The following is a 22,576-nucleotide window of genomic DNA, read 5'->3' as shown; positions in this document are numbered from 1 at the left end:
CTTTGCCGCAGGTCATTGTCCCAGCCATCGCGAGATCAATCCCCGTTTCTTGGAGCCGCTGTTGGCTTGCGCCAGAAACACCGAAATATTGTCCCGTCCGCCGTTCGCATTGGCAGCGTCCACGAGTTGCACCGATTTCTGCTCCAGCGGCACATCGCTGGCCAGGATGTTGGCAATGGCACCGTCGTCCAGCATGTCGGACAGGCCGTCCGAGCACATGAGATAGAGGTCGCCCTGCTCGACGCGGTGCTCGTTGACTTCCAGCAGCACGGCGTCCTCGACGCCCAGTGCCCGGGTGACGAGGTTCTTGTTGGTGGAGGTGGCCGCCTGCTCCGGCGTGATCAGTCCCGCGTCCATCTGCTCCTGCAGCAGCGAGTGGTCCTTGGTGATCTGTTCGAGCACGTTGTTGCGCAGGCGATAGCAACGCGAGTCGCCGATGTGCCCCAGCATCAGCCGGCCATCCTGGAACACGCCCACCACCAGCGTCGTGCCCATGCCGCTGTATTGCGGATTGGAATTGGCGGCATTGAAGATCGAGCGGTTGGCGTTGTCAACGCAGATCTCCATCGCGCGGCGCACCTCGCGGGCGTTGGCGTGCCGGCCGGCCTGGGCGAGCCAGCGACCGAGCTCCGACTTGATGAAGGTGGTGGCCATGCCGCTGGCGACCTCGCCCGCGTTGTAGCCGCCCATGCCGTCCGCCAGGATGCCCAGCCGCGTCGCTTCATCGACAGTGACGGAGTCCTCGTTGTTTTCGCGCGCAAGACCGGGGTCGGTCCGGATGCAAAACTCGTAGTTCATAGTTCGCGGGTCAAGGCTCCTGGCCGGCCTGGCCACCGCCGGCCCGGGGCTGGTCCGGAGCCCCTGGCGTGTTCGTCACAGGTGTTGTCCCGGGCCCGGCCTGCCCGGCCGGCCCGCTCTCTTTCTGGGCCGCATCATAGCCGGGCAGCGCGGAAGTCGGCACGGCCCGCTGCAAAGCGTTGTCGGCAGGCTGCGCCGTGCGGGCCGATGCCCGGGCGGCCAGCGAGACGGCGACGGTCTGCTCGGGGTCCGGGGCGCAGCTGGCGGCCGCCGGCGCAGCTGCTGGTGCGGCCGACCCCGTCGCTGCGCCGGCCGCGGGCGCGGCACTTTCCGCGGCGGCCAGCGCGCGCAGATCGCGGGCGAGTTCGTCGCCGTCCTGGTAGCGCAGGTCGGGCTTCTTTGCGAGCGTGCGGCCCACGATCTCGACCAGCCGCTGCGGCAGCTCCGGGCGGACCGCGCGCAGGTCGGGCGTGTCTTCGTTGGCGATCTTGTACATCAGCTCCGCCATCGACTCGCCGCGGAAAGGCAGCGTGCCGGCGAGCATCTGGAACAGCGTGACGCCCAGGGAGTACAGGTCCGAGCGGCCGTCGACATGCTTGCCCGCGATCTGTTCGGGCGACATGAAGCTGGGCGTGCCCAGCACCAGGCCGGTTCGGGTCTTGCTGGAGTCGGTGATGCGGGCGATGCCGAAGTCGGTCACCTTCACGGTATCCGACGCGAGCTCGTACATGATGTTGGCCGGCTTGATGTCGCGGTGCACGACGCTTTGCCGGTGCGCATAGGCCAGCGCCTCGGCGACGCGCGCCACGATAGCCAGCACCCGCGGCACGGGCAGCAGCTTGCCCGGCTTGCAGTGCTCCGCCAGGTCGCTGCCCTTGAGGAATTCCATCGCGATGTAGGCCAGGTCGTGCTCTTCGCCCGCATCGAAGATGGTGACGATGTTCTGGTGCTGCAAGCGGCCGGCCGTTTCCGCCTCGCGGAAGAAGCGCTCGCGCGCGTCGTTCAGCTCCTCGCCCTCGAACTCCTGGGCCAGCGCCATCGTCTTGATCGCGACCTCGCGGCCGATCTTGGGATCGCGTCCCTGGTAGACCACGCCCATCGCGCCCTTGCCCAGCTCCTTCTCGACCTGGTAGCGACCGAGCATCGGCTTCTCGACTTCGCCGCCGGCCAGCAGCAGCGTGCCGCCGGGATGCGTGCTGCCGCCCCCGAGCATCACCGTCTCGGAGAGGTTCTTCGCGCGATTGAGCTTGGCTTCGAGGTCCTTGTACTTGCGGTTGTGGCGCGCCATGTGCTCGTACACAGCCTCGGCCTTGTTGAACTGGCGCTTGCGCTCGAAGTCCAGCGCCAGGTTGTACAGGTTGGCCATCACCTCGTCGCCCACGGGCACGCGCTGGAAGCGGTCGAAGGCCATGTCCAGCTGGCCCTGTCCTTGCAGCGCCAGCCCCATCATGCGATTGGTCTCCGCCGACTCCTCGTCGGCGCGCACCTTGCCGGCCTCGGTGATCAGGAAGCGCTTGGTGGTGAGGGCCACGTGCCCGATCAGCAGCAGCGTCGCGGGAAACACCAGCTGCACCCACACCGACGCGCCGGACAGCAAGCCGAACTCGGCCCCCAGCAGCAGCACGAACAGCGCCGCCGTCACCGCGCCGCCCATGCCTGCGGAGAGCCGCGGCAGCACCGTCACGATGTAGCCGGCCACCAGCAGCAGGGCGCCGAGCGTAGCCAGCAGGCTCCAGGCCGGCTGCACGATGAAGTGCTCGGACAGGATGCTGGAGGTGATGTGCGCCATCAGTTCCACCGGGGTGAGGTTCTGGCCGCCGGGTGCCGGAAAGGGCGTGCCCACGCCGGCCGCCGTGGCGCCGATCAGCACGATCTTGTCGGCGTACTTGCTCGCCGGGATCTTGCCCGTGAGCACGTCGTAAAAGGAATCGACCGCGAACGCCGGCTTGCCGTCACGCGTGGGATAGAACTGCGGCAGCATGCGCGCGGCACCGTCGGTGCGGACCTTGAGCCTGCCGATCTGCACCGAGTCGCCGACGTTCAACCGGATGTCCGAGGCGTTCAGGTTGAGGCTGCGCGCGGCCGCCAGCAGCGCCATCGAGGGCACCGCCTTGCCGTAGTAGTTGACCAGCATCGGCTCGTAGCGCACCGAGCCGTCGACGTCGATCGATTGATTCAGGTGGCCGATGCCGGCCGCCGCATTGCCGATGCTCTCGATCGGCTGCTGCGCGCTGACGCTGGCCAGCGAGAACGCGTTGCTGTCGTCCAGCGCGTACTTCAGCATCGCCTTGGACAGCGGCTTGTCCGGCCTGCCCTGGGGCTCGCCCAGGCCGAACACGGAAGGCGTGAGCACGTTGCCGGCGCGGGCCATGGCGGCGGCCAGCTTGCCGTCGGTGTCGAGCGCCTGCTCCGCGTCGGCGATCAGCTTCTCGGCGTGCTGGATGCCGGCATTGCCGCCGGGATGTCCCAGGGCTTCCTTGATCTTGCGGATGTAGGCCAGGCCGCGGTCGGTCTGCGGCTCGAAGAAGAAGGCCGTGTGGACGATGGTCTTGGCCTTGGCAGCGGCCAGCTTGTCGATCAGTTCCGCGTGCACGTCACGCGGCCACGGCCAGCGCCCGATGTTGGCGATGCTCTGGTCGTCGATGGCGATGATGGCGATGCGGTCGGACGGCTTGCGCGAAGTCGCCGTGCTGGCGTAATCGTAGAAGCGGCGCTCCAGGGTGCCGATGAAATCGGTGGCCTGATACAGCAGCACGACGGCAACAACCACCAGCAGGCCGGCGAACCAGTCGGTACGCCAGAACCTGCCGCGCCGTGCGGACGACGATGTGCTCACTGCCTGCCCCTTGCCCGGCCGCGCCGCCGGGCTGTCCTGTAGGTATCCAAAAAGCGATGCTCACCCAACCGACGCCATCCGGGGCCGGACACTCCGGCAAAGTTAGCAGAGGGGTGCGCAGGCAACAAGCGACTATGTCACGACCGCCGAACGTTTTGTTGCAAGACCCGCGCCGGGCGTCAAGCGTTCGGCGGCCCGGATCCAGGCAGGCAACAAAAAAGCCGGCCACCTCGCGGTGCCGGCTTTCCTGCGGGAGCCTATGCGCTTAGAGCATGGCCTTCAGGAGCTTGGCCATCTCGGACGGATTGCGCGTCACCTTGAAGCCGCATTCCTCCATGATCGCCAGCTTGGCATCGGCCGTGTCGGCGCCGCCGGAGATCAGCGCGCCGGCGTGGCCCATGCGCTTGCCGGGGGGCGCGGTGACGCCGGCGATGAAGCCCACGATCGGCTTCTTCATGTGGTCCTTGCACCAGCGGGCGGCTTCCGCCTCGTCGGGGCCGCCGATCTCGCCGATCATGATCACGGCATCGGTTTCGGGATCGTCGTTGAAGGCCTTCATCACGTCGATGTGCTTCAGGCCGTTGATCGGGTCGCCGCCGATGCCGACCGCGCTGGACTGGCCCAGGCCGATCTCGGTGAGCTGCGCCACGGCTTCATAGGTCAGCGTGCCCGAGCGCGAGACCACGCCGATGCGGCCCTTGCGGTGGATGTGGCCGGGCATGATGCCGATCTTGATCTCGTCGGGCGTGATCAGGCCGGGGCAGTTGGGGCCCAGCAACAGCGTCTTCTTGCCGCCCCTGGCTTCCTTCGCCTTCATCTTGTTGCGCACTTCGAGCATGTCGCGCACCGGGATGCCTTCGGTGATGCAGATGGCCAGGTCGAGGTCGGCTTCGACCGCTTCCCAGATCGCCGCGGCCGCGCCCGCGGGCGGCACGTAGATCACCGACACGGTGGCGCCGGTCTGGTCCTTGGCTTCCTTCACCGAGGCGAAGATCGGGATCTCGAAGATCTTCTCGCCCGCCTTCTTGGGGTTCACGCCGGCCACGAAGCAGTTCTTGCCGTTCGCGTATTCCTGGCACTTCTCGGTGTGGAACTGGCCGGTCTTGCCCGTGATGCCCTGGGTGATGACCTTGGTGTCCTTGTTGATGTAGATCGACATGTCTTTTTCCTGATCAGTCGGGGACAGAGCTGAAGATCTGTCCCCAATGTATTTTTAAGCCTTCTTCACCGCAGCCACCACGCGTTGGGCAGCCTCCGCCATCGTGTCCGCACTGATGATCGGGAGGCCGCTTTCGGCCAGCATCTTCTTGCCCAGGTCCTCGTTGGTGCCCTTCATGCGCACGACCAGCGGAACGCTCAGGTTCACGGCCTTGCAGGCGGTGATCACGCCTGTGGCGATCGTGTCGCACTTCATGATGCCGCCGAAGATGTTGACCAGGATGGCCTCGACCTTCTTGTTCTTCAGCATGATCTTGAAGGCCTCGGTCACCTTCTCGGGGGTGGCGCCGCCGCCCACGTCGAGGAAGTTGGCCGGCTCGGCGCCGAACAGCTTGATGGTGTCCATGGTGGCCATCGCGAGGCCCGCGCCGTTCACCAGGCAGCCGATGTTGCCGTCGAGGGAGATGTAGGCCAGGTCGAACTTCGACGCCTCGATCTCCGCCGGGTCTTCTTCGTCCAGGTCACGCAGGGCCACGATCTCGGGGTGGCGGAACAGCGCGTTGGCGTCGAAGTTGAACTTGGCGTCGAGCGCCGTGACCTTGCCCTTGCTGTCGCGGTTCAGGGGGTTGATCTCGACCAGAGACGCATCCGTCTCCATGTAGCACTTGTACAGCTTCTGGCAGATGTCGATGAACTGCGCCTGCGACTGCGCCGGCATGCCGATGCCCTTGGCCAGTTCTTCGCCCTGCGCCTGCGTCAGGCCGACCAGCGGATCGGCGAAGACCGTCACGATCTTCTCCGGATGGGAGTGCGCCACTTCCTCAATGTCCATGCCACCTTCGCTGGAGGCGATGAAGGCGATCTTCTGCGTCGCGCGGTCCGTGACCACCGAGACGTAGTACTCCTTCTGGATGTCGGCGCCATCCTCGATGTAGAGGCGGCGGACCTTCTGGCCTTCGGGGCCGGTCTGGTGCGTCTTGAGCTGCATGCCCAGGATCTCGCCGGCCAGGCGCTTGACGTCGTCCACCGATTTGGCGACCTTCACGCCGCCACCCTTGCCGCGGCCGCCGGCATGGATCTGGGCCTTCACGACCCAGACCGGGCCGCCGAGCTTCTGCGCCGCCTCGACGGCTTCCTGCACCGTGAAAGCCGGAATGCCGCGCGGCACCGGGACGCCGAAGTTGCGCAAGATCTCCTTGCCTTGGTACTCGTGGATCTTCATGAGGTTTGTCTCTTGGGGAAATGGGAAAACGGTGGCCCGGCGGGCGGCAGGAGTCGGCGGCGGGCGGGCGTCAGCAGGGTGTGACGAGCGACTGTATCATGGTGCAACGCACCAATACCGGGGTGCCGCTTACAGTATCCATAAGCAGTTCCTATAGGAAAACGAGATGGCCAAGGTCTTCATCGATGGCGAGGCCGGCACCACCGGATTGCAGATCCGCGAGCGCCTCGCGACCATGCCGCAGATCGAGCTGGTGAGCATTGCCGCGGACCAGCGCAAGGACCCCGCCGCCAAGCGCGAACTGATGGCGAGCGTCGACCTCGTGATCTTCTGCCTGCATGACGACGCGGCGCGCGAATCCGCGGCCATGGTCGAAGAGATTGCCCGTGCCGGCGGCAAGGCGCCGCGCATCATCGACGCCTCGACCGCGCATCGCACCGCCGAGGGCTGGGTATTCGGTTTTCCCGAGCTTGCGCGCGAGCAGCGCGCTGCCATCGCCAACGCGCAGCGCGTGAGCAACCCCGGCTGCTACGCCACCGGCGCCATCGCGCTGCTGCGGCCGCTGGTGGACGCGGGCGTGCTGCCCGATGACTATCCGGTGGTGCTGCCTTCGGTGAGCGGCTATTCGGGCGGCGGCCGCTCGATGATCGAAGCGCACGAGGCGGGCACCGCGCCGGCGTACGAGCTGTACGCGCTGGGCCTGAAGCACAAGCACCTGCCTGAGATCATGAAGTACACGGGCATGGTGCGGCGGCCGATCTTCATTCCCGCGGTGGGCAACTTCCGCCAAGGCATGCTGGTGGAGTTGCCGCTGCACCTGAACACCCTCCCCGGCAAGCCAACGCCGCAGGACCTGCAGAGCGTGCTCAAGCGCCACTACGAAGGCAGCGAGTGGGTGAGCGTGCTGCCGGCCACCGAGGACGGCAAGCTCGAGCCGACCGCGCTGAACGACACCAACAAGATGGAGCTGCGCGTCTACAGCAACATGGACTACGCGCACGCCGTCGTGGTCGCGCGGCTGGACAACCTGGGCAAGGGCGCGAGCGGCGCGGCGGTGCAGAACTTGAAGATCATGCTGGGGCTGTGAAGGCCCTGGTGGTGTGCGCTGCGCGCATCCCACCCTAGCGACGGCCCGTGGGTGCTTGCGCGCATGCCCGACGCGCATCTGGGTAGGGTGCGACACGCAGTGCCGCACCACCCCCCTCACTCCTCGTCGCGCATGTTCAACACGCGGCGAATCGCTTCCCCGCCAAAGCCGCGCGCCGCGAGAAAGCGCGCCTGCCTGGCCCGTTGCGTCGCGTCCTGCGGCAGCTCGCCGAATTTCTTGCGCCACACTTCGCGCGCGCGTTCGATCTCGGTGGCCTGCAGGCTGGCCACCGCGACGGCCACGCGTTCCGCGTCCAGCCCCTTGGCCTGCAATTCCTGCTTGATGCGGCCGACGCCGAGGCGCCCGGCGCGGCGGTGCAGCAGCGAGTCGACCACCCGCTGTTCGTCGATGAAGCCGCGGGCCTGCAGCTCGTCGAGCGCGGTCTTGAGCTGGCCCGGCTCGGTCTCGTGGGCCGCGAGCTTGCGTTCGAGCTCGCGGCGCGAATGTTCGCGGCCGGCCAGCAGCCTCAGCGCGCGGCCCTTGAGCGACAGCTGCCCGAAGGCCATGCGGAAAGCGTCCCCTTACTCGGCGGTCGTGACGTCCGCCGGCAGCAGCGGGATCTCCAGCTGCTCGCGCACCTTGTTCTCGATCTCGCGCGCCAGTTCGGGGTTCTCGCGCAGGAACTCGCGCGCGTTGTCGCGGCCCTGGCCGATCTTCTCGCCGTTGTAGGCGTACCAGGCGCCCGACTTCTCCAGCACCTGGTTGGCCACGCCCATGTCGATGACCTCGCCCTCGCGGCTGATGCCCTCGCCGAACAGGATGTCGAATTCGGCCGTCTTGAACGGGGGCGCCACCTTGTTCTTGACCACCTTCACCTTGGTCTCGTTGCCGATGGCCTCTTCGCCCTTCTTGATCGTGCCGGTGCGGCGGATGTCGAGGCGCACGGAGGCGTAGAACTTCAGCGCGTTGCCGCCGGTGGTGGTCTCGGGGCTGCCGAACATCACGCCGATCTTCATGCGGATCTGGTTGATGAAGATGACCATGCAGTTGGTCCGCTTGATCGACGCGGTGAGCTTGCGCAGCGCCTGGCTCATGAGGCGGGCCTGCAGGCCGGGCAGGGAGTCGCCCATCTCGCCTTCGATTTCCGCCTTGGGCACCAGCGCCGCCACGGAGTCGATGACGATCAGGTCGACGGCGCCGGAGCGCACCAGGCTGTCGACGATCTCGAGCGCTTGCTCACCGGTATCGGGCTGCGAGATCAGCAGGTCGGACACGGTGACGCCCAGCTTCTGCGCGTACTGGATGTCGAGCGCGTGCTCGGCGTCGACGAAGGCGCAGGTGCCGTTCTGGCGCTGCATCTCGGCGATGACCTGCAGCGTGAGCGTGGTCTTGCCGGACGATTCGGGGCCGTAGATTTCCACGACGCGCCCGCGCGGCAGGCCGCCGACGCCCAGCGCGATGTCGAGGCCCAGCGAGCCGGTGGACACCACCTGGATGTCCTCGATCTTCTCGCCTTCGCCGAGACGCATGATCGTTCCCTTGCCGAACTGCTTCTCGATCTGCGCCAGCGCTGCCTGCAGCGCCTTGGCCTTTTCGCTGTCCGCCGCCGGGGCGACCTTGCTTCCCTTGACCTGGGCATCCATGTCGTTTCTCCTGGGCATTCGATTCCGTGGTTGGTGTGGGCCCCAGCCTCTGACTTTAAGCACAGGCTGGATGCATGGCCAGTACTATAACGAGCGCGGTCTCCGCAAGACAACAGGATTTTTGGTCAGTCTGCCTTACGATTCCAGTATGACAGTTCACGAAGAAGGCTGGCGGCTGACCCACCTCGGCCGCCTGCTCGGTGAAGCCGGGCGCCGGTTCGATGCGCGCGTGCTCCACCTGATGGCGCACGACGTCGACGTGCCGCTGGCGCTGTCCAACCTGGCGGCGCGCGCCCAGGTCAGCGCCGCGCACATCCACATCACGCGCCACCTGGAACTGGGCGGCACGCGGCTGGTCGACCTGGCGCAGCGGGCCGGCATGAGCAAGCAGGCGATGGGCGACCTGGTCGACCAGTGCGAGGCCTGGGGCCTGGTCACCCGCGAGCCGGACCCGCGCGATGCCCGCGCGCGGCTGGTGTGCTTCACGGCCGCTGGCCTGGCGTGGCTGAAGGCCTTCAAGGACGCCGTGGCGCAGGCAGAGCGGGAATTCCGCAGCGAAGTGGGCGCGGACGTGGCCGCGGTGGTCGCGATCGGCCTGGAGGCGTACGCGGGCGGCACAGCCTAGGCGGCGGTCCCGCGGCTATCCGGCTTGTACAAATTCAACTGCAGCCGCTCCCGCTCGATCGCGCGCGCCACTCCCGGCAACTGCGCCACCTTCTGCACGTGCGCCCACAGGCGCGGGAAGCCCGTCGGGTCGATCTGCGCGAAGCCGCCCCAGCGCAGCAGCGTCAGGGCGTAGGCGTCCAGCGGCCCGAAGCGTTCGCCGCCGAGGAAGGCTTGGCCGGCATCCGCCACCTGCTGCGCCATGACCTCGATGTCTCCCAGCAGGAGTTCGTAGGTCCCGGCGTTGAAGACCTTCAGCTCCGCCTGTGCCGCTGCCGTCTGCGCGTACTTGAAGGGCATGAACACGTGCGTGAAGGTCGGGTGCACGGTGTTGTTCATCCAGGCCAGGGTCTCCAGCACGCGGGTGCGCGGTTTCAGCTCGCGCGGCAGCCACTGCTGCTGCGGGAACTTCGCATCGAGGTACTGAACGATGGCGACGATCTGCGTGATCGTCTCGCCCTCGTCCACCAGCACCGGCACCTGGCCGCGCGGATTGATCGCGCGGTAGGCGGGCTCGTTCTGCTCGCCCTTGTGCAGCTTGACCATGACCGGCTCGAACTCCGCGCCCGCGCTTTCCAGCAGGCTGTGCGGCACGAAGGAACAGGCGCCCGGGGCGAAATAGAGCTTCATGGTCACGTCAGGTCTCCTTGGTCAGCGGCAGGGCCGCAGGGGCGTCGTGTTCAGCACGGTCTTGAGCGCATCCAGCCGCGGCCGCAGGGCATCGTCGACCGCCGGCAGCGTCAGGCGCTGGCCGCGCTGCTCGGGGCGCTCCTGCACGACGCGCGCGGTCCGCACGCCCTTGGCAGCGAGCGCCTCCATCTGTTGGATCGCATCATCCTCGCTCGCGAAGCCTCCCAGCGAGAGCCCCGGCTCGAGCTCGGGATTGGTCAGCGCCTCGAAGGAGATCCCCAGCTGGCGCAGCTCGGCGCGCTTGCGCGCCACCTGTTCAGCCCCGGCGAACTTGCCCATGTAGACGATCCAGCGCGCCGGATCGCTGACGGGATCAAGCCGCCACGAGCCGGCGGGCCAGGGCTCCAGGGCGCTGCGCACCGGCGCGAGCTGGCCAGCGTCCAGTGCCGCGGTCTGCAGGCATTCGGGCGGACGCGGCGCCTGCGCCAGTTGGGTCTGAAGCTGCTCAAGCTCCTGCGGCGAGAGCACCCGCACGGTCTCGGGCTGGATCTGCTGTGCGACGCGCTGCGGCTCCGATTGCTGCGTGGGCCCGACGCCCCACGGCAGCAGCAGCCCCTGGGACCAGGCATAGAAGCCGCCGTTGGCCAGCAGCAGGAGCAGGACGATCAGGCGCAGCATGAGGGCTTAGGGGGCCGCCGGCCGCACGCTCACTTCCGAGCTGGCGATGGCCTGCAGGCCGGCCGCAGTATGCACCAGCAAGGCTCCCGAGTCGCTGACGCCATGGGCGGTGCCGGCGGTGCCGTCGCTGAGCGTCACGGCACGATCGCGCAGCGCGTCGCGCGCCTCGAAGCGGAGGCGGAAGGCCGCGAAGCCAGCCTGCTGGAAGGCCAGCACGTCCCGCACCAGCGCGGGTGCGACGCGCTGCAGCACCGAGGCAGCGTCCGCCTGCGGCAGCAGTTCGCGCACGCAGGCGGGCGGGGTCGAGAGGCCGGCTGCCGGGCGCGGCGCGATGTTCAGGCCGACGCCGATCACGGCTTGGCGCGCGCCGCCTGCATCGACAAAACCGGCCGTCTCGATCAGGATGCCGCCGAGCTTGCGATCGCTCAGCCACAGGTCGTTGGGCCATTTCAGCCGCACGGCCGGGTGCAGGTTCTCCGCGATGCTGGCACCCACTGCGAGCGAGAGGCCCGCCCAGTCCGCCGGGGCCAACGGCAGGGCCAGGGAAAAAGTCAGGGAATCTCCGGCGCCGCTGTGCCAGTCGCGCCCGAGCCGGCCGCGGCCGGCGGTCTGCCGCTCCGCCACCAGCAGCACGGGCTCGGTCTGGCCCGAGCGCGCGCGGCGCATCAGCTCGCTGTTGGTGGAGTCCAGCTCAGGCAGGACTTCGACGGTGAAGCCGGGCAGCAGAGGGGCGACGGCTTCCCAGATGGCTTCGGCGGGCCAGCGGATCATTTCCCCCTGCGCTTGGGCGCCAGCAAGGTCCGGCGGCAATTCTCGCTGCCGCACCAGCAGGGATACTCCGCCTTCAGCTTCTTCGTGTACGGCTCGTCGATGATCAGGCCGTAGTCGTAGTTGAGCTCTTCCCCTGCCTCGATGTTGCGCAGGCTCTTGATGAACACGCGGCCGTCCTGCTCGTCGGCTTCGCAGTTGGGGTTGCACGAATGGTTGATCCAGCGCGAGGCATTGCCGCCGTGGGCGGCGTCGATCACCCGGTCTTCGTCGACGTGGAAGTAGAAGGTATGGTTCGGGTCTTCCGGATTCCAGGGATGGCGCCGCTGTGCCTCCTTCCACGTGATGATCTCGCCGACATATTCGATCAGCGTCTCGCCCTCGGGAATATCCTGCAGCGCGAAGACGCCCTTGCCGTGCACGCCCGACTTGCGGACCTGGATTCTGCGGTTGGTCTTGGATGCGGTCTGGACGGGCATTGGAAAAAAATCTGTTAACTTGAATTCGTACACGTGCGCAGGCGCGTGCGCGTACATGCGCGAGGAAAAGCGCGATTGTAAGAACACCGAGGAACAGGGCGCCGCAAGGCGCCCGGTCTGAGAGACCGTGAGCACCAAGACACTAGTCATCGCCGAGAAACCCTCTGTCGCCCAGGACATCGTCCGGGCGCTGACGCCCGTGGCCGGCAAGTTCGAGAAGCACGACGAGTACTTCGAGAGCGACAAGTACATCGTCACCAGCGCCGTGGGCCACCTGGTGGAGATCCACGCGCCGGAGGAATTCGACGTCAAGCGCGGCAAGTGGAGCTTCGCCCACCTGCCGGTGATCCCGCCCTACTTCGACCTGAAGCCGGTGGACAAGACCAAGACGCGCCTGAACGCGGTGGTCAGGCTGGCCAAGCGCAAGGACGTGACCGACCTGGTCAACGCCTGCGACGCGGGCCGCGAGGGCGAGCTGATCTTCCGCCTGATCGAGCAGTACGCCTTCGGCAGCGACGGCGCCGGCGCCGGCAAGAAGGGCGGCCCGGTCAAGCCGGTCAAGCGCCTGTGGCTGCAGTCGATGACGCCGCAGGCGATCCGCGACGGCTTCGACAAGCTGCGCAGCAACCGGCAGATGGAAGGCCTGGCGCACGCGGCGCGCTCGCGCTCGGAGGCCGACTGGCTGGTGGGCATCAACGGCACGCGCGCCATGACCGCCTTCAATTCGCGCGACGGTGGCTTCTTCCTCACCACCGTGGGCCGCGTGCAGACGCCGACGCTCGCGATCGTGGTGGAACGCGAGGAGCAGATCCGCAAGTTCATCAGCCGCGACTACTGGGAGATCCATGCCAGCTTCGCCGCCGAGGCGGGCAACTATCCGGCCAAGTGGTTCGACCCCAAGTGGAAGAAGGACCCCGAGGACGCCGAGAAGCGCGCCGACCGCGTCTGGAACGAGCACGACGCGCAGGCGATCGCGCAGGCGGCACGTGGCCAGCTGGCGACCGTCACCGAAGAATCCAAGCCCAGCACGCAGGCCGCGCCCGGCCTGTTCGACCTGACCTCGCTGCAGCGCGAGGCCAACGGCCGCTTCGGCTATTCGGCCAAGACCACGCTGGCGCTGGCCCAGTCGCTGTACGAGCGGCACAAGGCCCTGACCTATCCGCGGACCGACTCGCGCCACCTGCCGCAGGACTATGTGGCGGTGGTGCACGACACCATGGGCATGCTGGCCGGCAGCGGCATGCGGCACCTGGCGCCGTTCGCGCAGCAGGCGATCGACGAGAGCTACGTCAAGCCGATCAAGCGGGTGTTCGACGACAGCAAGGTGTCCGACCACTTCGCCATCATCCCCACGCTGCAGGCGCCCAGCGGCCTGTCCGAGGCGGAACAGAAGGTCTACGACCTGGTGGTGCGGCGCTTCCTGGCGGTGTTCTTCCCGAGCGCCGAATCCATGGTGACGACGCGCATCAGCCAGGCAGCCGGCCATCACTTCCGCACCGAGGGCAAGGTGCTGGTCCGCCCGGGGTGGCTGGCCATCTACGGCAAGGAAGCGGCCGCCGAGGTGGAGGACGCCAAGGAAGGCGACAAGGGCCAGAACCTCGTGCCGGTGAAGCCGGGCGAGCAGGTGCCCGCCGAGAGCGTCGAGGCCAAGGGCCTGAAGACGCGGCCGCCGGCGCGCTACAGCGAAGCGACGCTGCTCGGCGCGATGGAAGGCGCGGGCAAGTTCGTGGAGGACGACGAACTGCGCGAGGCGATGCAGGAAAAAGGCCTGGGCACGCCGGCCACGCGCGCCTCCATCATCGAAGGCCTGATCAACGAGAAGTACATGCTGCGCGAAGGCCGCGAGCTGATCCCGACCGCCAAGGCCTTCCAGCTGATGACGCTGTTGCGCGGCCTCGGCGTCGAGGAATTGAGCAAGCCGGAGCTCACCGGCGAGTGGGAATACAAGCTGGCGCAGATGGAGCACGGCAAGCTGTCGCGCGACCAGTTCATGCTCGAGATCGCCGACATGACGAAGCGCATCGTCATGAAGGCCAAGGAGTACGACCGCGACACGGTGCCGGGCGACTACGCCACGCTGAAGACGGCCTGCCCCAATTGCGGCGGCGTGGTGCAGGAGAGCTACCGTCGCTACAACTGCGTGGGCAAGGCGGGCCAGGAGCCCTGCGGCTTCTCGTTCACGAAGATCCCCGCCGGCCGCGCCTTCGAGCTCGAGGAAGTCGAGACCTTCCTGCGCGACAAGCGCATCGGCCCGCTGCAGGGCTTCCGCTCGAAAGCGGGCTGGCCGTTCACGGCCGAACTGGCGCTGGCCTTCGACGAGGAAGAAAAGAACTGGAAGCTGGAGTTCGACTTCGGCGAGGGCAAGGACCCGTCCGAGACCGGCGAGATCGTCGACCTCTCGGCGCAGGACCCGCTGGGTCCGTGTCCCAAGTGCGGCCACCGCGTCTTCGAGTGGGGCAGCAACTACGTGTGCGAGCGCGCGGTGCCGACGCAGGAGCATTCCACGCCCACCTGCGATTTCCGCAGCGGCAAGATCATCCTGCAGCAGCCGGTGGAGCGCGAGCAGATGGCCAAGCTGCTGGCGACCGGCAAGACCGACCTGCTGGACAAGTTCATCTCGATGCGCACGCGCCGCCCCTTCAAGGCCTTCCTGGCCTGGGATGCGGAGGCCGGCAAGGTGAACTTCGAATTCGAACCGCGGGCCTCGAAATTCCCGCCGCGCAAGACGGCGGGCGCAGCGACGAAGACGACGGCTGCGAGCCGCGCGAAAGCCAAGGAACCGCCGGCGCCGTACAAGGCCACGGCCAAGGCCGCGAAATCGGCCGTCGCCAAGAAGGCGGTGGCGAAGAAGGCACCGGCCGCGAAGAAGGCGACGGAGGCCAAGGCGCCGCGCAAGACCGGCGCCGGCCTCAGGCCCAGCCCCGAACTCGCGGCCGTGGTCGGCAACGAGCCGATCGCGCGCACCGAGGTGATCAAGCGGATCTGGGACTACATCAAGGCCAAGGGCCTGCAGGACGCCAAGGACAAGCGCTCGATCAACGCCGACGAGAAGTTGCGGCCGGTGTTCGGCAAGGCACAGGTCACGATGTTCGAACTGGCCGGCATCGTGGGCAAGCACCTCTCCGCCGCCGAATAGTGCCTTGCACCCTCCCCCGCCGGGGGGGGGCTGGGGTGGGGGCGCTCCCCCGGCCGCCGCATCTCGTCCACGCGATCTTCAGTCGCGCAGCACTTGCCGGGCAAGGGCCGCCTGCCGCGTCATGCGCGGGGCACAATGCCCCGGTGAAAAGGCCCCTCACCCCTTCCGAGACCACGCCCCAGCCAGCGCTGGAGGCGCTGCGCCTGCGCAGCATCGTGCTGGCGGGCGCCGCCCTGCTGCTGGTGCTGTGGCTGAACCTGCTGTCCGCGCTGTTCGCCGGTCTCGCCGGCTTCGTGCTCTACCGGCGCGTGCGAGTCTTCACCGGCCCGGCCCAGGGCTCGTGGAAGAAGCGCGCCGTGCGCTGGTTGCTGGTGTCGGCGACCGTGGCCGTCCTCACCGGCGCGGTGCTCGCGGCCACCGAGCTGCTGTTCCGGTCCGGCGGCCTCGGTCGGCTGATGCAATTGCTGGCCGACACGCTGGACCAGGTCCGCGTCACGGCGCCGACGTGGATCGTCGAGCGCCTGCCGCAATCGGCCGACGCGATGCAGCACGCCGTGAGCGAGTGGCTGCGCGGGCATGCGCACGACGTGCAGCGCTGGAGCGGCATGGTGCTCAAGATCCTGGTGCACATCATCATCGGCCTGGCGATCGGCTTGATGGCCGCGACGGCCCGCAGGAGCGCGCCGCAGGAGACGTCGCGGCGGCCGCTGGTGGTGCTGGCGCGGGCGCGCATGCTGCAGTTGGCCGCGGCCTTCGGGGACGTGTTCGCGGCGCAGCTGCGCATCGCCTTCATCAATGCGACGCTCACCGGGATCTACCTGCTGGTGGTGCTGCCGATGCTGGGCTATCGCGTGCCGCTCGGGCCGACGCTGGTGGGCTTCACCTTCTTTGCCAGCCTGGTGCCCATCATCGGCAACCTGCTGTCGAATGCGGCGGTCACGGTGGCGGCGCTGACGGTGTCGGTGTGGCTCGGCATCGCTTCGCTGGGCTTCCTGGTGGTGATCCACAAGCTCGAATACTTCCTCAACGCGCGCATCGTCGGCGGCCGCACCAACGTGCCCACCTACGCCATGCTCGCCTCGATGCTGCTGATGGAAGCGGCCTTCGGCGTGCCGGGGTTGGTGGCAGCGCCGATTTTCTGCGCCTGGCTCACGAGGGAGCTGCGCGACGGGCAGTGGATTTGATTGGTTTTACTCCCTCCCCCACCGGGGGAGGGTTGGGGTGGGGGCGCTCCGGCGTTTCAGATGTGTGCGGGGTGCGCCCCCATCCCAGCCTTCCCCCGGAGGGGGAAGGGGCAAATCAATTCAAGCCTGCCGCAAATGCCACGCCTTCGTCCGCGTGAAGGTCTGGATCCCGTACTTCGACAGCGTCAGCCCCACGCCTGAATCGCCCACGCCACTCCACGGCAGCCGCGGGCTGACGCGGTCGCAGCAGTTCCAGTAGACGCTGCCCGCGTGCACCTGCGCCAGGATGCGGCGCGCGCGCTCTTCGTCGGGCGTGTAGACGCCGGCGGTCAGGCCGTAGCGCGTGTCGTTCATCAGGCGCACGGCTTCCGCATCGCCGGCGACCTTCTGGATGCCGATCACCGGGCCGAAGCTTTCCTCGCGCATGATGTCCATCGTGTGGTCCACATGGGTGAGCACGGTGGCATCGAACCAGTTGCCCTCGCCGATGCGGCGCTCGCCGCCCGCCTGCAAGGTCGCGCCCTTGGCAAGCGCGTCCTCCACTTGCGACTCGAGCACATCGAGCTGCGGCGCGCGCGTGATGGCACCGATGTAGGTGTCCTCGCTGGCGGGGTCGCCCAGGCGAAAGCCCCGCACCGTGCGAACGAAGTGTTCGACAAAGGCGTCGTGGATCTTCTCGTGCACGTAGATGCGCTCGACCGAGCAGCAACTCTGGCCGGTGTTGTACATCGCGCCATCGGCCAGCGATTCGGCCGCGGTCTGCGCATCGGCGTCGTCGCAGACGTAGGTCGGGTCCTTGCCTCCCAGCTCCAGTTGCAGCTTGACCAAGCGACTGCCCATCGCCTCGGCGATGCGCCGTCCGGTGGCATGCGAGCCGGTGAAGAACACGCCGTCCACCGGCTGCGCCAGCAGCGCGGCGCCGACCTCGCCGCCACCGACCAGGCAGGCCATCACCTCCTGCGGCACCCCCGCCTCGTGCAGCAGGCGCGCGATCTCCTGCCCGGTCATCGTCGAATATTCGGAGGGCTTGTACAGCACCGCGTTGCCGGTCAGCAGCGCCGGCAGGATCACGTTGCAGCCGACGAACCACGGATAGTTCCACGCGGAGATGTTGGCGACCAGCCCCAGCGGCTCATGCTGGATCTGCTCGCGCATGCCGCCTTCGTCGAACACGGTCTCGGCCGCGATCGCCGGCTCGGTCTGCGCCAGAAAGAAATCGATCCGCGGCAGCAGGCCGTTCAGCTCGTTGCGCGACATGCGGATCGGCTTGCCGGTCTCGCGCGTCATCACCTGCGCAAGCCGCTCCAGGTCGCGCACGACCCCGGCGCGAAAGCCCTCGATGCAGCGCTTGCGCTCGGCCAGCGGCCGCGCGGCCCACGCGGGTTGCGCGGCGCGGGCGGCCTGCGTCCTGGCGGCTACCGATGCGGGATCGTCGGCCTGCAGTTCGACGATCCGGTGGCCGGTGGCGGGGTTGTAGATGGAGAGGGTGCTCATGATGAGATGGGAAGCCTCCGTGCTACGCACTGCGGTCTTCGGTCTTGGGGCGGCCCGGCGAGCTTCGGGCCGAGCGAGCGGCCGCCAGGAAGTCGCGCAGGAGCGGCGTGTCGTCGACGACACCCAGCTCGGGGCGATGGAATTCGGGATGCCATTGCACGGCGGCGACCCACGGGCCGTCCGTGCGGCGGATCGCTTCGACCACGCCGTCCTCCGGCGAGACGGCCTCGACGGCGAAGCCGGGCGCGACGTCCTTCACGCCCTGGTGGTGCACGCTGTTGATCTTGTGGCGCCCCGGGGGCAGCAGCTGCGCCATGCGCGTGCGCGGCAGGATGTCGACCTCGTGGAAGTTGAGGTCGTAGATCGCCGCATCGCGATGCACCAGCGCACCGGGCTTTTGCGTCGTGATGTCCTGGAACAGGGTGCCGCCGTGCGCCACGTTGATCAACTGCAGGCCGCGGCAGATGCCGAACACCGGCTTGCCGGCGGCGCTGAAGGCCTGGACCAGGCCGATCTCGTACTGGTCGCGAATGCGGTCGCCGTTCCATTCGGGGCGCAGCGGCTCCTCACCGTAGCTGCCCGGCCAGACGTCGGCGCCGCCGTGCATCAACAGGCCGTCGAGCCATTGCGCATAGTCGGCCACGTCCACCGCGCCGCGAAAGGTTTCGCCAGCGAACGAGGGGATCATCACCGGCAGCGCGCCCTCGGACATCACCCAGTGGGCGGTCGACTGCTCGATCCACAGCAGCGTCTTGGAAGGCGCGGCCTTGCGCCCCTCGTCCGGGTGGAAGAAGCAGGCGGAGATGCCGATCTTCAGGCGGTCCATCGCGTCACATCGCGGCCGCGAACAGCCGCTCGAAGTCCTGCGCGGTCACCGGTCGCGGATTGGTCTGGTGGCAGATGTCCTGCACCGCGATCTTCACGAGTTGCGGGATCTGCTCCTGCTTCACGCCATGCGAAGACAGCGTGCCCGTGATGCCAACCTGCTGCTTCAGGTGGCCGAGCCAGCGCACCAGGCCCGGGCCGCCGCCGCTCACGCGGCAGACGTGTGCCAGTTCCTCGAACTTGTCGGGCGCGGCCTCCAGGTTCCAGGCCAGCACGGTCTCGATCATCAGCGCATTGGCCAGGCCATGGTGCAGGTCGCACACGGCGCCCAGCGCGTGGGCGCAGGAGTGCACGGCGCCCAGATCCTTCTGGAAGGCGATCGCGCCCATCATGGAGGCCATCATCATGTCGCTGCGCGCCTGCAGGTTGGCCGGCTCGCGCACCGCGCGCACCAGGGAGCGGGCCGCGATGCGCGTGCCTTCCAGCGCGATGCCGTCGCACAGCGGATGGTACGCCGGAGAGAGATAGCTCTCGATGTTGTGCGTGAGCGCGTCCATGCCGGTCGCGGCCGTCACGTGCGCGGGCAGACCCAGCGTCAACTCGGGATCGGCAAACACTTTTTTCGCCAGGATCAGCGGACTGAACACCACGCGTTTCAGATGCGTCGCATCCTCGCTGATCACGGAGGAGCGGCCGACTTCGGAGCCGGTGCCGGAGGTCGTTGGCAGCGCAACGAAATACGGCAGCGCCGCGCGGATGGATCGCACCTTCGGATGGTCCCACGCGTACTCGATGATGTCGCCTTCGTGCGTCGCGGCGAGGCCGACCACCTTGGCCACGTCCAGCGCCGCGCCGCCGCCGAAGCCGATCACGCAATCGGCGTCGTGCGCGCGGTAGGCCGCCGCGCCGGCCATCACCTGGCTTGCCGTCGGATTGCCGAACACGCCCCCATACACCGCGACCTCGAGGCCCTGCAGATGCGACTGGAATTCGGTGAGCACCGGCAGCGCCGCCAGGGCCCGGTCGGTGACGATCAGGGGCCGCGCGAGCCCCTGCTCCTGCAGGTGCTTGCGCACCTCCTTGCGGGCGCCGGCGCCGAACTGGACGGCGGTGGGAAAGGAGAAATTGGCAAGGCTCATGGTGCTTGGCTCAGGTCCAGGTGCATGTGGTTCTTGGCGAAGGGCTGTCCCTCCACGCGGATCGCATCGGGCTCGATGCCGAAGCTGCGAAAGCCGGCGCCGGCGTACAGCCGCCACGCATGCGCGTTGCCCTCGGTGACGGTCAGCACCAGCGAGGCGATGCCCGCGCCGCGCGCATGCACAACGAGCGCCTGCAGCAGCGCACGGCCGACGCCTTGCCCGGTGACTTCCGGGGTGACGTACATGCCGATCACGCTGCCCTTGTGCCGGTTCTTGGCGCGCTGCTCGTGCTCGAGGCCGACCATGCCGTACAGCTCGTCGCCCTGCACGGCGCCCCAGAAGGCATAGAGCGGCGATGCGAGCCGCGCGAAGCTCACCTGCAGCGGCTGCTGCACGTCCTCCTCGTAGCTGGAGGTGAAGGCATCGGGATGCTCGCGCAACGCCCGCAGGCGCAGCGCCCGGTAGGCCGGGCCATCGGCGGGGGCGAGCCGGCGGATTTCCATCAGATCACTTCGAAGTAGCGTTTCAATTCCCAGTCGGTCACGCCGTCCTGCCACTGCCGCCATTCCCAGTCGCGGGTGGCGGCGAAGTGGTCGACGAAGGCGTCGCCCAGCCAGTCGCGGGCGATCTGGGACTGCTGGAAGACGCGCGTGGTCTCGATCAATGTGCGCGGCGCCCGCGGCACGTCCTCGCCGCCCTGGTTGGTGCCGGTGATCGGTGGCGCCGTGAGCTTCAGTCCCTTCTCGACCCCGTGCAGGCCGGCTGCCAGCACGGCGGCCATCGCGAGATAGGGATTCACGTCCGAGCCGGGGCAGCGCGTCTCCAGCCGCGTGGCCTTGGGCGAGCCGGCCAGCACGCGGAAGCTGGCCGTGCGGTTGTCGATCCCCCAGGTCGGCTTGACCGGCGCCCAGAAGCCGTCGACCAGGCGCTTGTAGCTGTTGATGGTGGGCCACAGCATGGGCCCGAACTCCATCATGCAGGCGACCTGGCCGGCCAGATAGCTTTCGAACAGCGACGACATCTTGCGCGGCGCGTTCGCGTCGTGGAACAGGTTGGTCTTGCCGTCCGACAGGCTCTGGTGGATGTGACCGCTGCAGCCCGGATAGTTCTGGCTCCACTTGGCCATGAAGGTCGGCATGATGCCGAAGCGCTTGGCGATTTCGCGCGCGCCGGTCTTGAACAGGATCGCGCGGTCGGCCTGCTCCAGCGCCGGCGAGAAAGCGATGGCCACCTCGTAGACGCCCGGCCCCGTCTCGGTGTGCAGGCCTTCGATCGGCACGTTGAAGGCCAGCATCTCGTCCATCAGCGCGTTGAAATAAGCGGGGTTGTCGGCCATGCGCAGCAGCGAGTAGCCGAACATGCCGGGCGTGATCGTCTGCGGCGGCTGGCCGTTCTTCTCGGCCCAGCTCTGCGGCGTTTCGCGGAAATTGAACCACTCGAATTCCATCCCGCACATGGGCTGGAAGCCGAGCTTCTCGGCGCGCGCCAGCACGCGCTTCAAGGTCTGGCGCGGGCACAGCGGATGCGGCGAGTTGTCGGCATTGACGAACTCGCCCAGGAAAAAGGGCACGTTGTTGTCCCAGGGCACGTTGCGCGCGGTGCCCAGGTCGATGCGCGCCAGCGCGTCGGGATAGCCATGCTGCCAGCCGGTGACCGTGGTGTTGTCGTAGGTCACGTCCAGCATGTCCCAGCCCAGCACGACGTCGCAGAAACCGAAGCCGCCCTCCGCCGCGCCTTCGAACTTGTCGATATGCAGGTACTTGCCCCGCAGCACGCCATCGATGTCGCTGACCGCCACCTTCACCTTGGTGGCCCCTGCCTTGCGCAGCTTCTCGATCGCGGGGTGCGTCGTGGTGTTCGCCAAATCGGGTCTCCCTGCGGAGCACAGCCGCCCCGGGAAAATGCTAGCGCTTCTGGGCGGCGAGCGGGGCCGTTTGGGCGATGATCCGCGCATGCCGTTCGCTCCCAGCGCATGAACCTGACCTGGCCGGTCGCCCTGGCGGTGCTCTTTGGCGCCCTGCTGCACGCGGGCTGGAATGCGCTGGTCAAATCGGCGGCCGACAAGGCGCTGGACACGGCGCTGCTCAACCTCATCGGTGCAGTGTTCGCGCTGCCTCTGCTGCTGGCCGCCGGCCTCCCCGCCACGAGCGCCTGGCCCTGGCTGATCGCTAGCGCGACGCTGCACGTCGGCTACTACGGCCTGCTGACGGCGGCCTATCGCCATGGCGAACTGGCGCTGACCTATCCCTTGATGCGGGGGGCGGCGCCGCTGCTGGTGGCAATGACTTCGGTTGCGGCTTTCGGTGAGCCGCTCTCGACGGTCGGCTGGATCGGTGTGCTGGGCGTGAGCTGCGGCGTGCTCGTGCTCGGCCTGTCGCGCCACGGGCTGGAGTCCGGCCGCGCGGTCATGCTGGCGCTGGCCAACGCAGGAGTGATCGCGCTCTATACCGTGATCGACGGCCATGGCGTGCGCGTCAGCGGCAATGCGGTGGGCTACGTGGCCATGGTGTTCCTGCTGAACGGCTTGCCCTTCGGTATGCTGGTGCTGGCCCGGCGCGGCTGGCCGGCCGTGCGCGCGCATGCGCTGCGGCGCGCGCCGGTCGCGTCGCTGGGCGCCGCCGCCTCGCTGGGCTCCTATGGCATCGCGCTGTGGGCCATGACGCGCGCGCCGGTGGCCACCATTGCCGCCCTGCGCGAAACTTCGGTGCTGTTTGCCGCCCTGATCGGCGCCTGGCAACTGCACGAGGCGTTTACGCCCCGGCGGGCGCTGGGCACGGCCGCGATCCTGGCCGGCATTGCCGCGTTGCGGCTCGGCTGACACCGATCGGCCAGTTCG

The 22,576-nt window shown here is 68.0% G+C and carries 20 protein-coding genes; 5 read left to right on the top strand and 15 right to left on the bottom strand.

Annotated elements, in window-relative coordinates; genetic code table 11:
* Nucleotides 1–12: 12 nt before the first annotated feature.
* The 4 genes from JWP60_RS07910 to sucC all read right to left on the bottom strand — a co-directional run bounded on the left by JWP60_RS07910 (nucleotide 13) and on the right by sucC (nucleotide 6,014).
* The gene (locus JWP60_RS07910) at nucleotides 13–798 is read right to left on the bottom strand and encodes a Stp1/IreP family PP2C-type Ser/Thr phosphatase (RefSeq protein WP_299788830.1); all 786 of its coding nucleotides are present in this window, start codon (nucleotides 796–798) and stop codon (nucleotides 13–15) included.
* A 10-nt stretch (nucleotides 799–808) separates the two neighbouring features.
* Nucleotides 809–3,634 carry a serine/threonine-protein kinase gene (locus tag JWP60_RS07905; RefSeq protein ID WP_299788828.1) on the bottom strand — a complete coding sequence of 942 codons (2,826 nt, stop codon included), beginning with the start codon at nucleotides 3,632–3,634 and terminating at the stop codon, nucleotides 809–811.
* Between the two features lie 265 nt (nucleotides 3,635–3,899).
* Nucleotides 3,900–4,793 (bottom strand): succinate--CoA ligase subunit alpha, encoded by an 894-nt coding sequence (sucD, locus tag JWP60_RS07900; protein ID WP_299788825.1) that lies wholly within the window; start codon nucleotides 4,791–4,793, stop codon nucleotides 3,900–3,902.
* A 54-nt stretch (nucleotides 4,794–4,847) separates the two neighbouring features.
* Entirely contained in the window at nucleotides 4,848–6,014 is a 1,167-nt protein-coding gene (sucC, locus tag JWP60_RS07895) for an ADP-forming succinate--CoA ligase subunit beta (protein WP_299788823.1), read from the bottom strand.
* Between the two features lie 166 nt (nucleotides 6,015–6,180).
* On the opposite strand from sucC, the gene argC reads away from it, so the two are divergent.
* A complete protein-coding gene (gene argC, locus JWP60_RS07890; protein ID WP_299788821.1) occupies nucleotides 6,181–7,101 on the top strand; it encodes an N-acetyl-gamma-glutamyl-phosphate reductase in 921 nt (306 codons plus the stop codon).
* A 116-nt stretch (nucleotides 7,102–7,217) separates the two neighbouring features.
* Here argC and recX read toward each other — a convergent pair whose 3' ends face one another.
* Both recX and recA read right to left on the bottom strand, forming a co-directional pair.
* Nucleotides 7,218–7,667 carry a recombination regulator RecX gene (gene recX, locus JWP60_RS07885; protein WP_299788819.1) on the bottom strand — a complete coding sequence of 150 codons (450 nt, stop codon included), beginning with the start codon at nucleotides 7,665–7,667 and terminating at the stop codon, nucleotides 7,218–7,220.
* Between the two features lie 15 nt (nucleotides 7,668–7,682).
* Nucleotides 7,683–8,744: a recombinase RecA gene (gene recA / locus JWP60_RS07880; RefSeq protein ID WP_299788817.1), complete on the bottom strand. Its 1,062-nt coding sequence runs from the start codon at nucleotides 8,742–8,744 to the stop codon at nucleotides 7,683–7,685.
* Between the two features lie 148 nt (nucleotides 8,745–8,892).
* Between recA and JWP60_RS07875 the strand changes: the two genes are divergently transcribed.
* Nucleotides 8,893–9,369 (top strand): MarR family transcriptional regulator, encoded by a 477-nt coding sequence (locus tag JWP60_RS07875; RefSeq protein WP_299788815.1) that lies wholly within the window; start codon nucleotides 8,893–8,895, stop codon nucleotides 9,367–9,369.
* Here JWP60_RS07875 and JWP60_RS07870 read toward each other — a convergent pair.
* Genes JWP60_RS07870 through JWP60_RS07855 form a run of 4 tightly spaced genes read right to left on the bottom strand, consistent with a single transcriptional unit; the run spans nucleotide 9,366 to nucleotide 11,962 of the window.
* Entirely contained in the window at nucleotides 9,366–10,037 is a 672-nt protein-coding gene (locus JWP60_RS07870; RefSeq protein ID WP_299788935.1) for a glutathione S-transferase N-terminal domain-containing protein, read from the bottom strand. The two genes, JWP60_RS07875 and JWP60_RS07870, sit on opposite strands and share 4 nt — an antisense overlap.
* A gap of 21 nt (nucleotides 10,038–10,058) precedes the next feature.
* On the bottom strand, nucleotides 10,059–10,715 hold the full coding sequence (locus JWP60_RS07865) for an SPOR domain-containing protein (protein ID WP_299788814.1): 657 nt from the start codon (nucleotides 10,713–10,715) through the stop codon (nucleotides 10,059–10,061).
* A gap of 6 nt (nucleotides 10,716–10,721) precedes the next feature.
* A complete protein-coding gene (locus JWP60_RS07860) occupies nucleotides 10,722–11,486 on the bottom strand; it encodes a biotin--[acetyl-CoA-carboxylase] ligase (protein WP_299788812.1) in 765 nt (254 codons plus the stop codon).
* Entirely contained in the window at nucleotides 11,483–11,962 is a 480-nt protein-coding gene (locus JWP60_RS07855) for an SET domain-containing protein-lysine N-methyltransferase (protein ID WP_299788810.1), read from the bottom strand. The genes JWP60_RS07860 and JWP60_RS07855 overlap by 4 nt, the downstream gene beginning before the upstream one ends.
* A 127-nt stretch (nucleotides 11,963–12,089) precedes the next feature.
* Here JWP60_RS07855 and JWP60_RS07850 point away from each other — a divergent pair, with 127 nt between their 5' ends.
* Both JWP60_RS07850 and JWP60_RS07845 read left to right on the top strand, forming a co-directional pair.
* Nucleotides 12,090–15,098 carry a DNA topoisomerase III gene (locus JWP60_RS07850; RefSeq protein ID WP_299788808.1) on the top strand — a complete coding sequence of 1,003 codons (3,009 nt, stop codon included), beginning with the start codon at nucleotides 12,090–12,092 and terminating at the stop codon, nucleotides 15,096–15,098.
* Nucleotides 15,099–15,241: 143 nt separating this feature from the next.
* Nucleotides 15,242–16,282, top strand: a complete 1,041-nt coding sequence (locus JWP60_RS07845; RefSeq protein WP_299788806.1) for an AI-2E family transporter — start codon at nucleotides 15,242–15,244, stop codon at nucleotides 16,280–16,282.
* 120 nt (nucleotides 16,283–16,402) lie between these two features.
* On the opposite strand, the gene JWP60_RS07840 is transcribed toward JWP60_RS07845, so the two are convergent.
* Genes JWP60_RS07840 through JWP60_RS07820 form a run of 5 tightly spaced genes read right to left on the bottom strand, consistent with a single transcriptional unit; the run spans nucleotide 16,403 to nucleotide 21,604 of the window.
* Entirely contained in the window at nucleotides 16,403–17,776 is a 1,374-nt protein-coding gene (locus tag JWP60_RS07840; protein ID WP_299788804.1) for an aldehyde dehydrogenase family protein, read from the bottom strand.
* Nucleotides 17,777–17,798: 22 nt separating this feature from the next.
* On the bottom strand, nucleotides 17,799–18,602 hold the full coding sequence (locus tag JWP60_RS07835) for a type 1 glutamine amidotransferase (protein ID WP_299788801.1): 804 nt from the start codon (nucleotides 18,600–18,602) through the stop codon (nucleotides 17,799–17,801).
* A 4-nt stretch (nucleotides 18,603–18,606) separates the two neighbouring features.
* Nucleotides 18,607–19,740, bottom strand: coding sequence for an iron-containing alcohol dehydrogenase (locus JWP60_RS07830; protein ID WP_299788798.1), 1,134 nt, complete (start codon nucleotides 19,738–19,740; stop codon nucleotides 18,607–18,609).
* The gene (locus JWP60_RS07825; RefSeq protein ID WP_299788795.1) at nucleotides 19,737–20,243 is read right to left on the bottom strand and encodes a GNAT family N-acetyltransferase; all 507 of its coding nucleotides are present in this window, start codon (nucleotides 20,241–20,243) and stop codon (nucleotides 19,737–19,739) included. The genes JWP60_RS07830 and JWP60_RS07825 overlap by 4 nt, the downstream gene beginning before the upstream one ends.
* Nucleotides 20,243–21,604, bottom strand: a complete 1,362-nt coding sequence (locus JWP60_RS07820; protein WP_299788792.1) for a glutamine synthetase family protein — start codon at nucleotides 21,602–21,604, stop codon at nucleotides 20,243–20,245. The genes JWP60_RS07825 and JWP60_RS07820 overlap by 1 nt, the downstream gene beginning before the upstream one ends.
* 108 nt (nucleotides 21,605–21,712) lie before the next feature.
* Between JWP60_RS07820 and JWP60_RS07815 the strand changes: the two genes are divergently transcribed.
* Nucleotides 21,713–22,558, top strand: coding sequence for an EamA family transporter (locus tag JWP60_RS07815; RefSeq protein WP_299788789.1), 846 nt, complete (start codon nucleotides 21,713–21,715; stop codon nucleotides 22,556–22,558).
* Nucleotides 22,559–22,576 lie beyond the last annotated feature (18 nt).

It is taken from the genome of Ramlibacter sp. (assembly GCF_028291745.1).
GTDB lineage: Bacteria > Pseudomonadota > Gammaproteobacteria > Burkholderiales > Burkholderiaceae_C > Ramlibacter.
The sequence above is the reverse complement of the archived record's forward strand: the minus strand, read 5'-3'. Positions and strand labels throughout refer to the sequence as shown.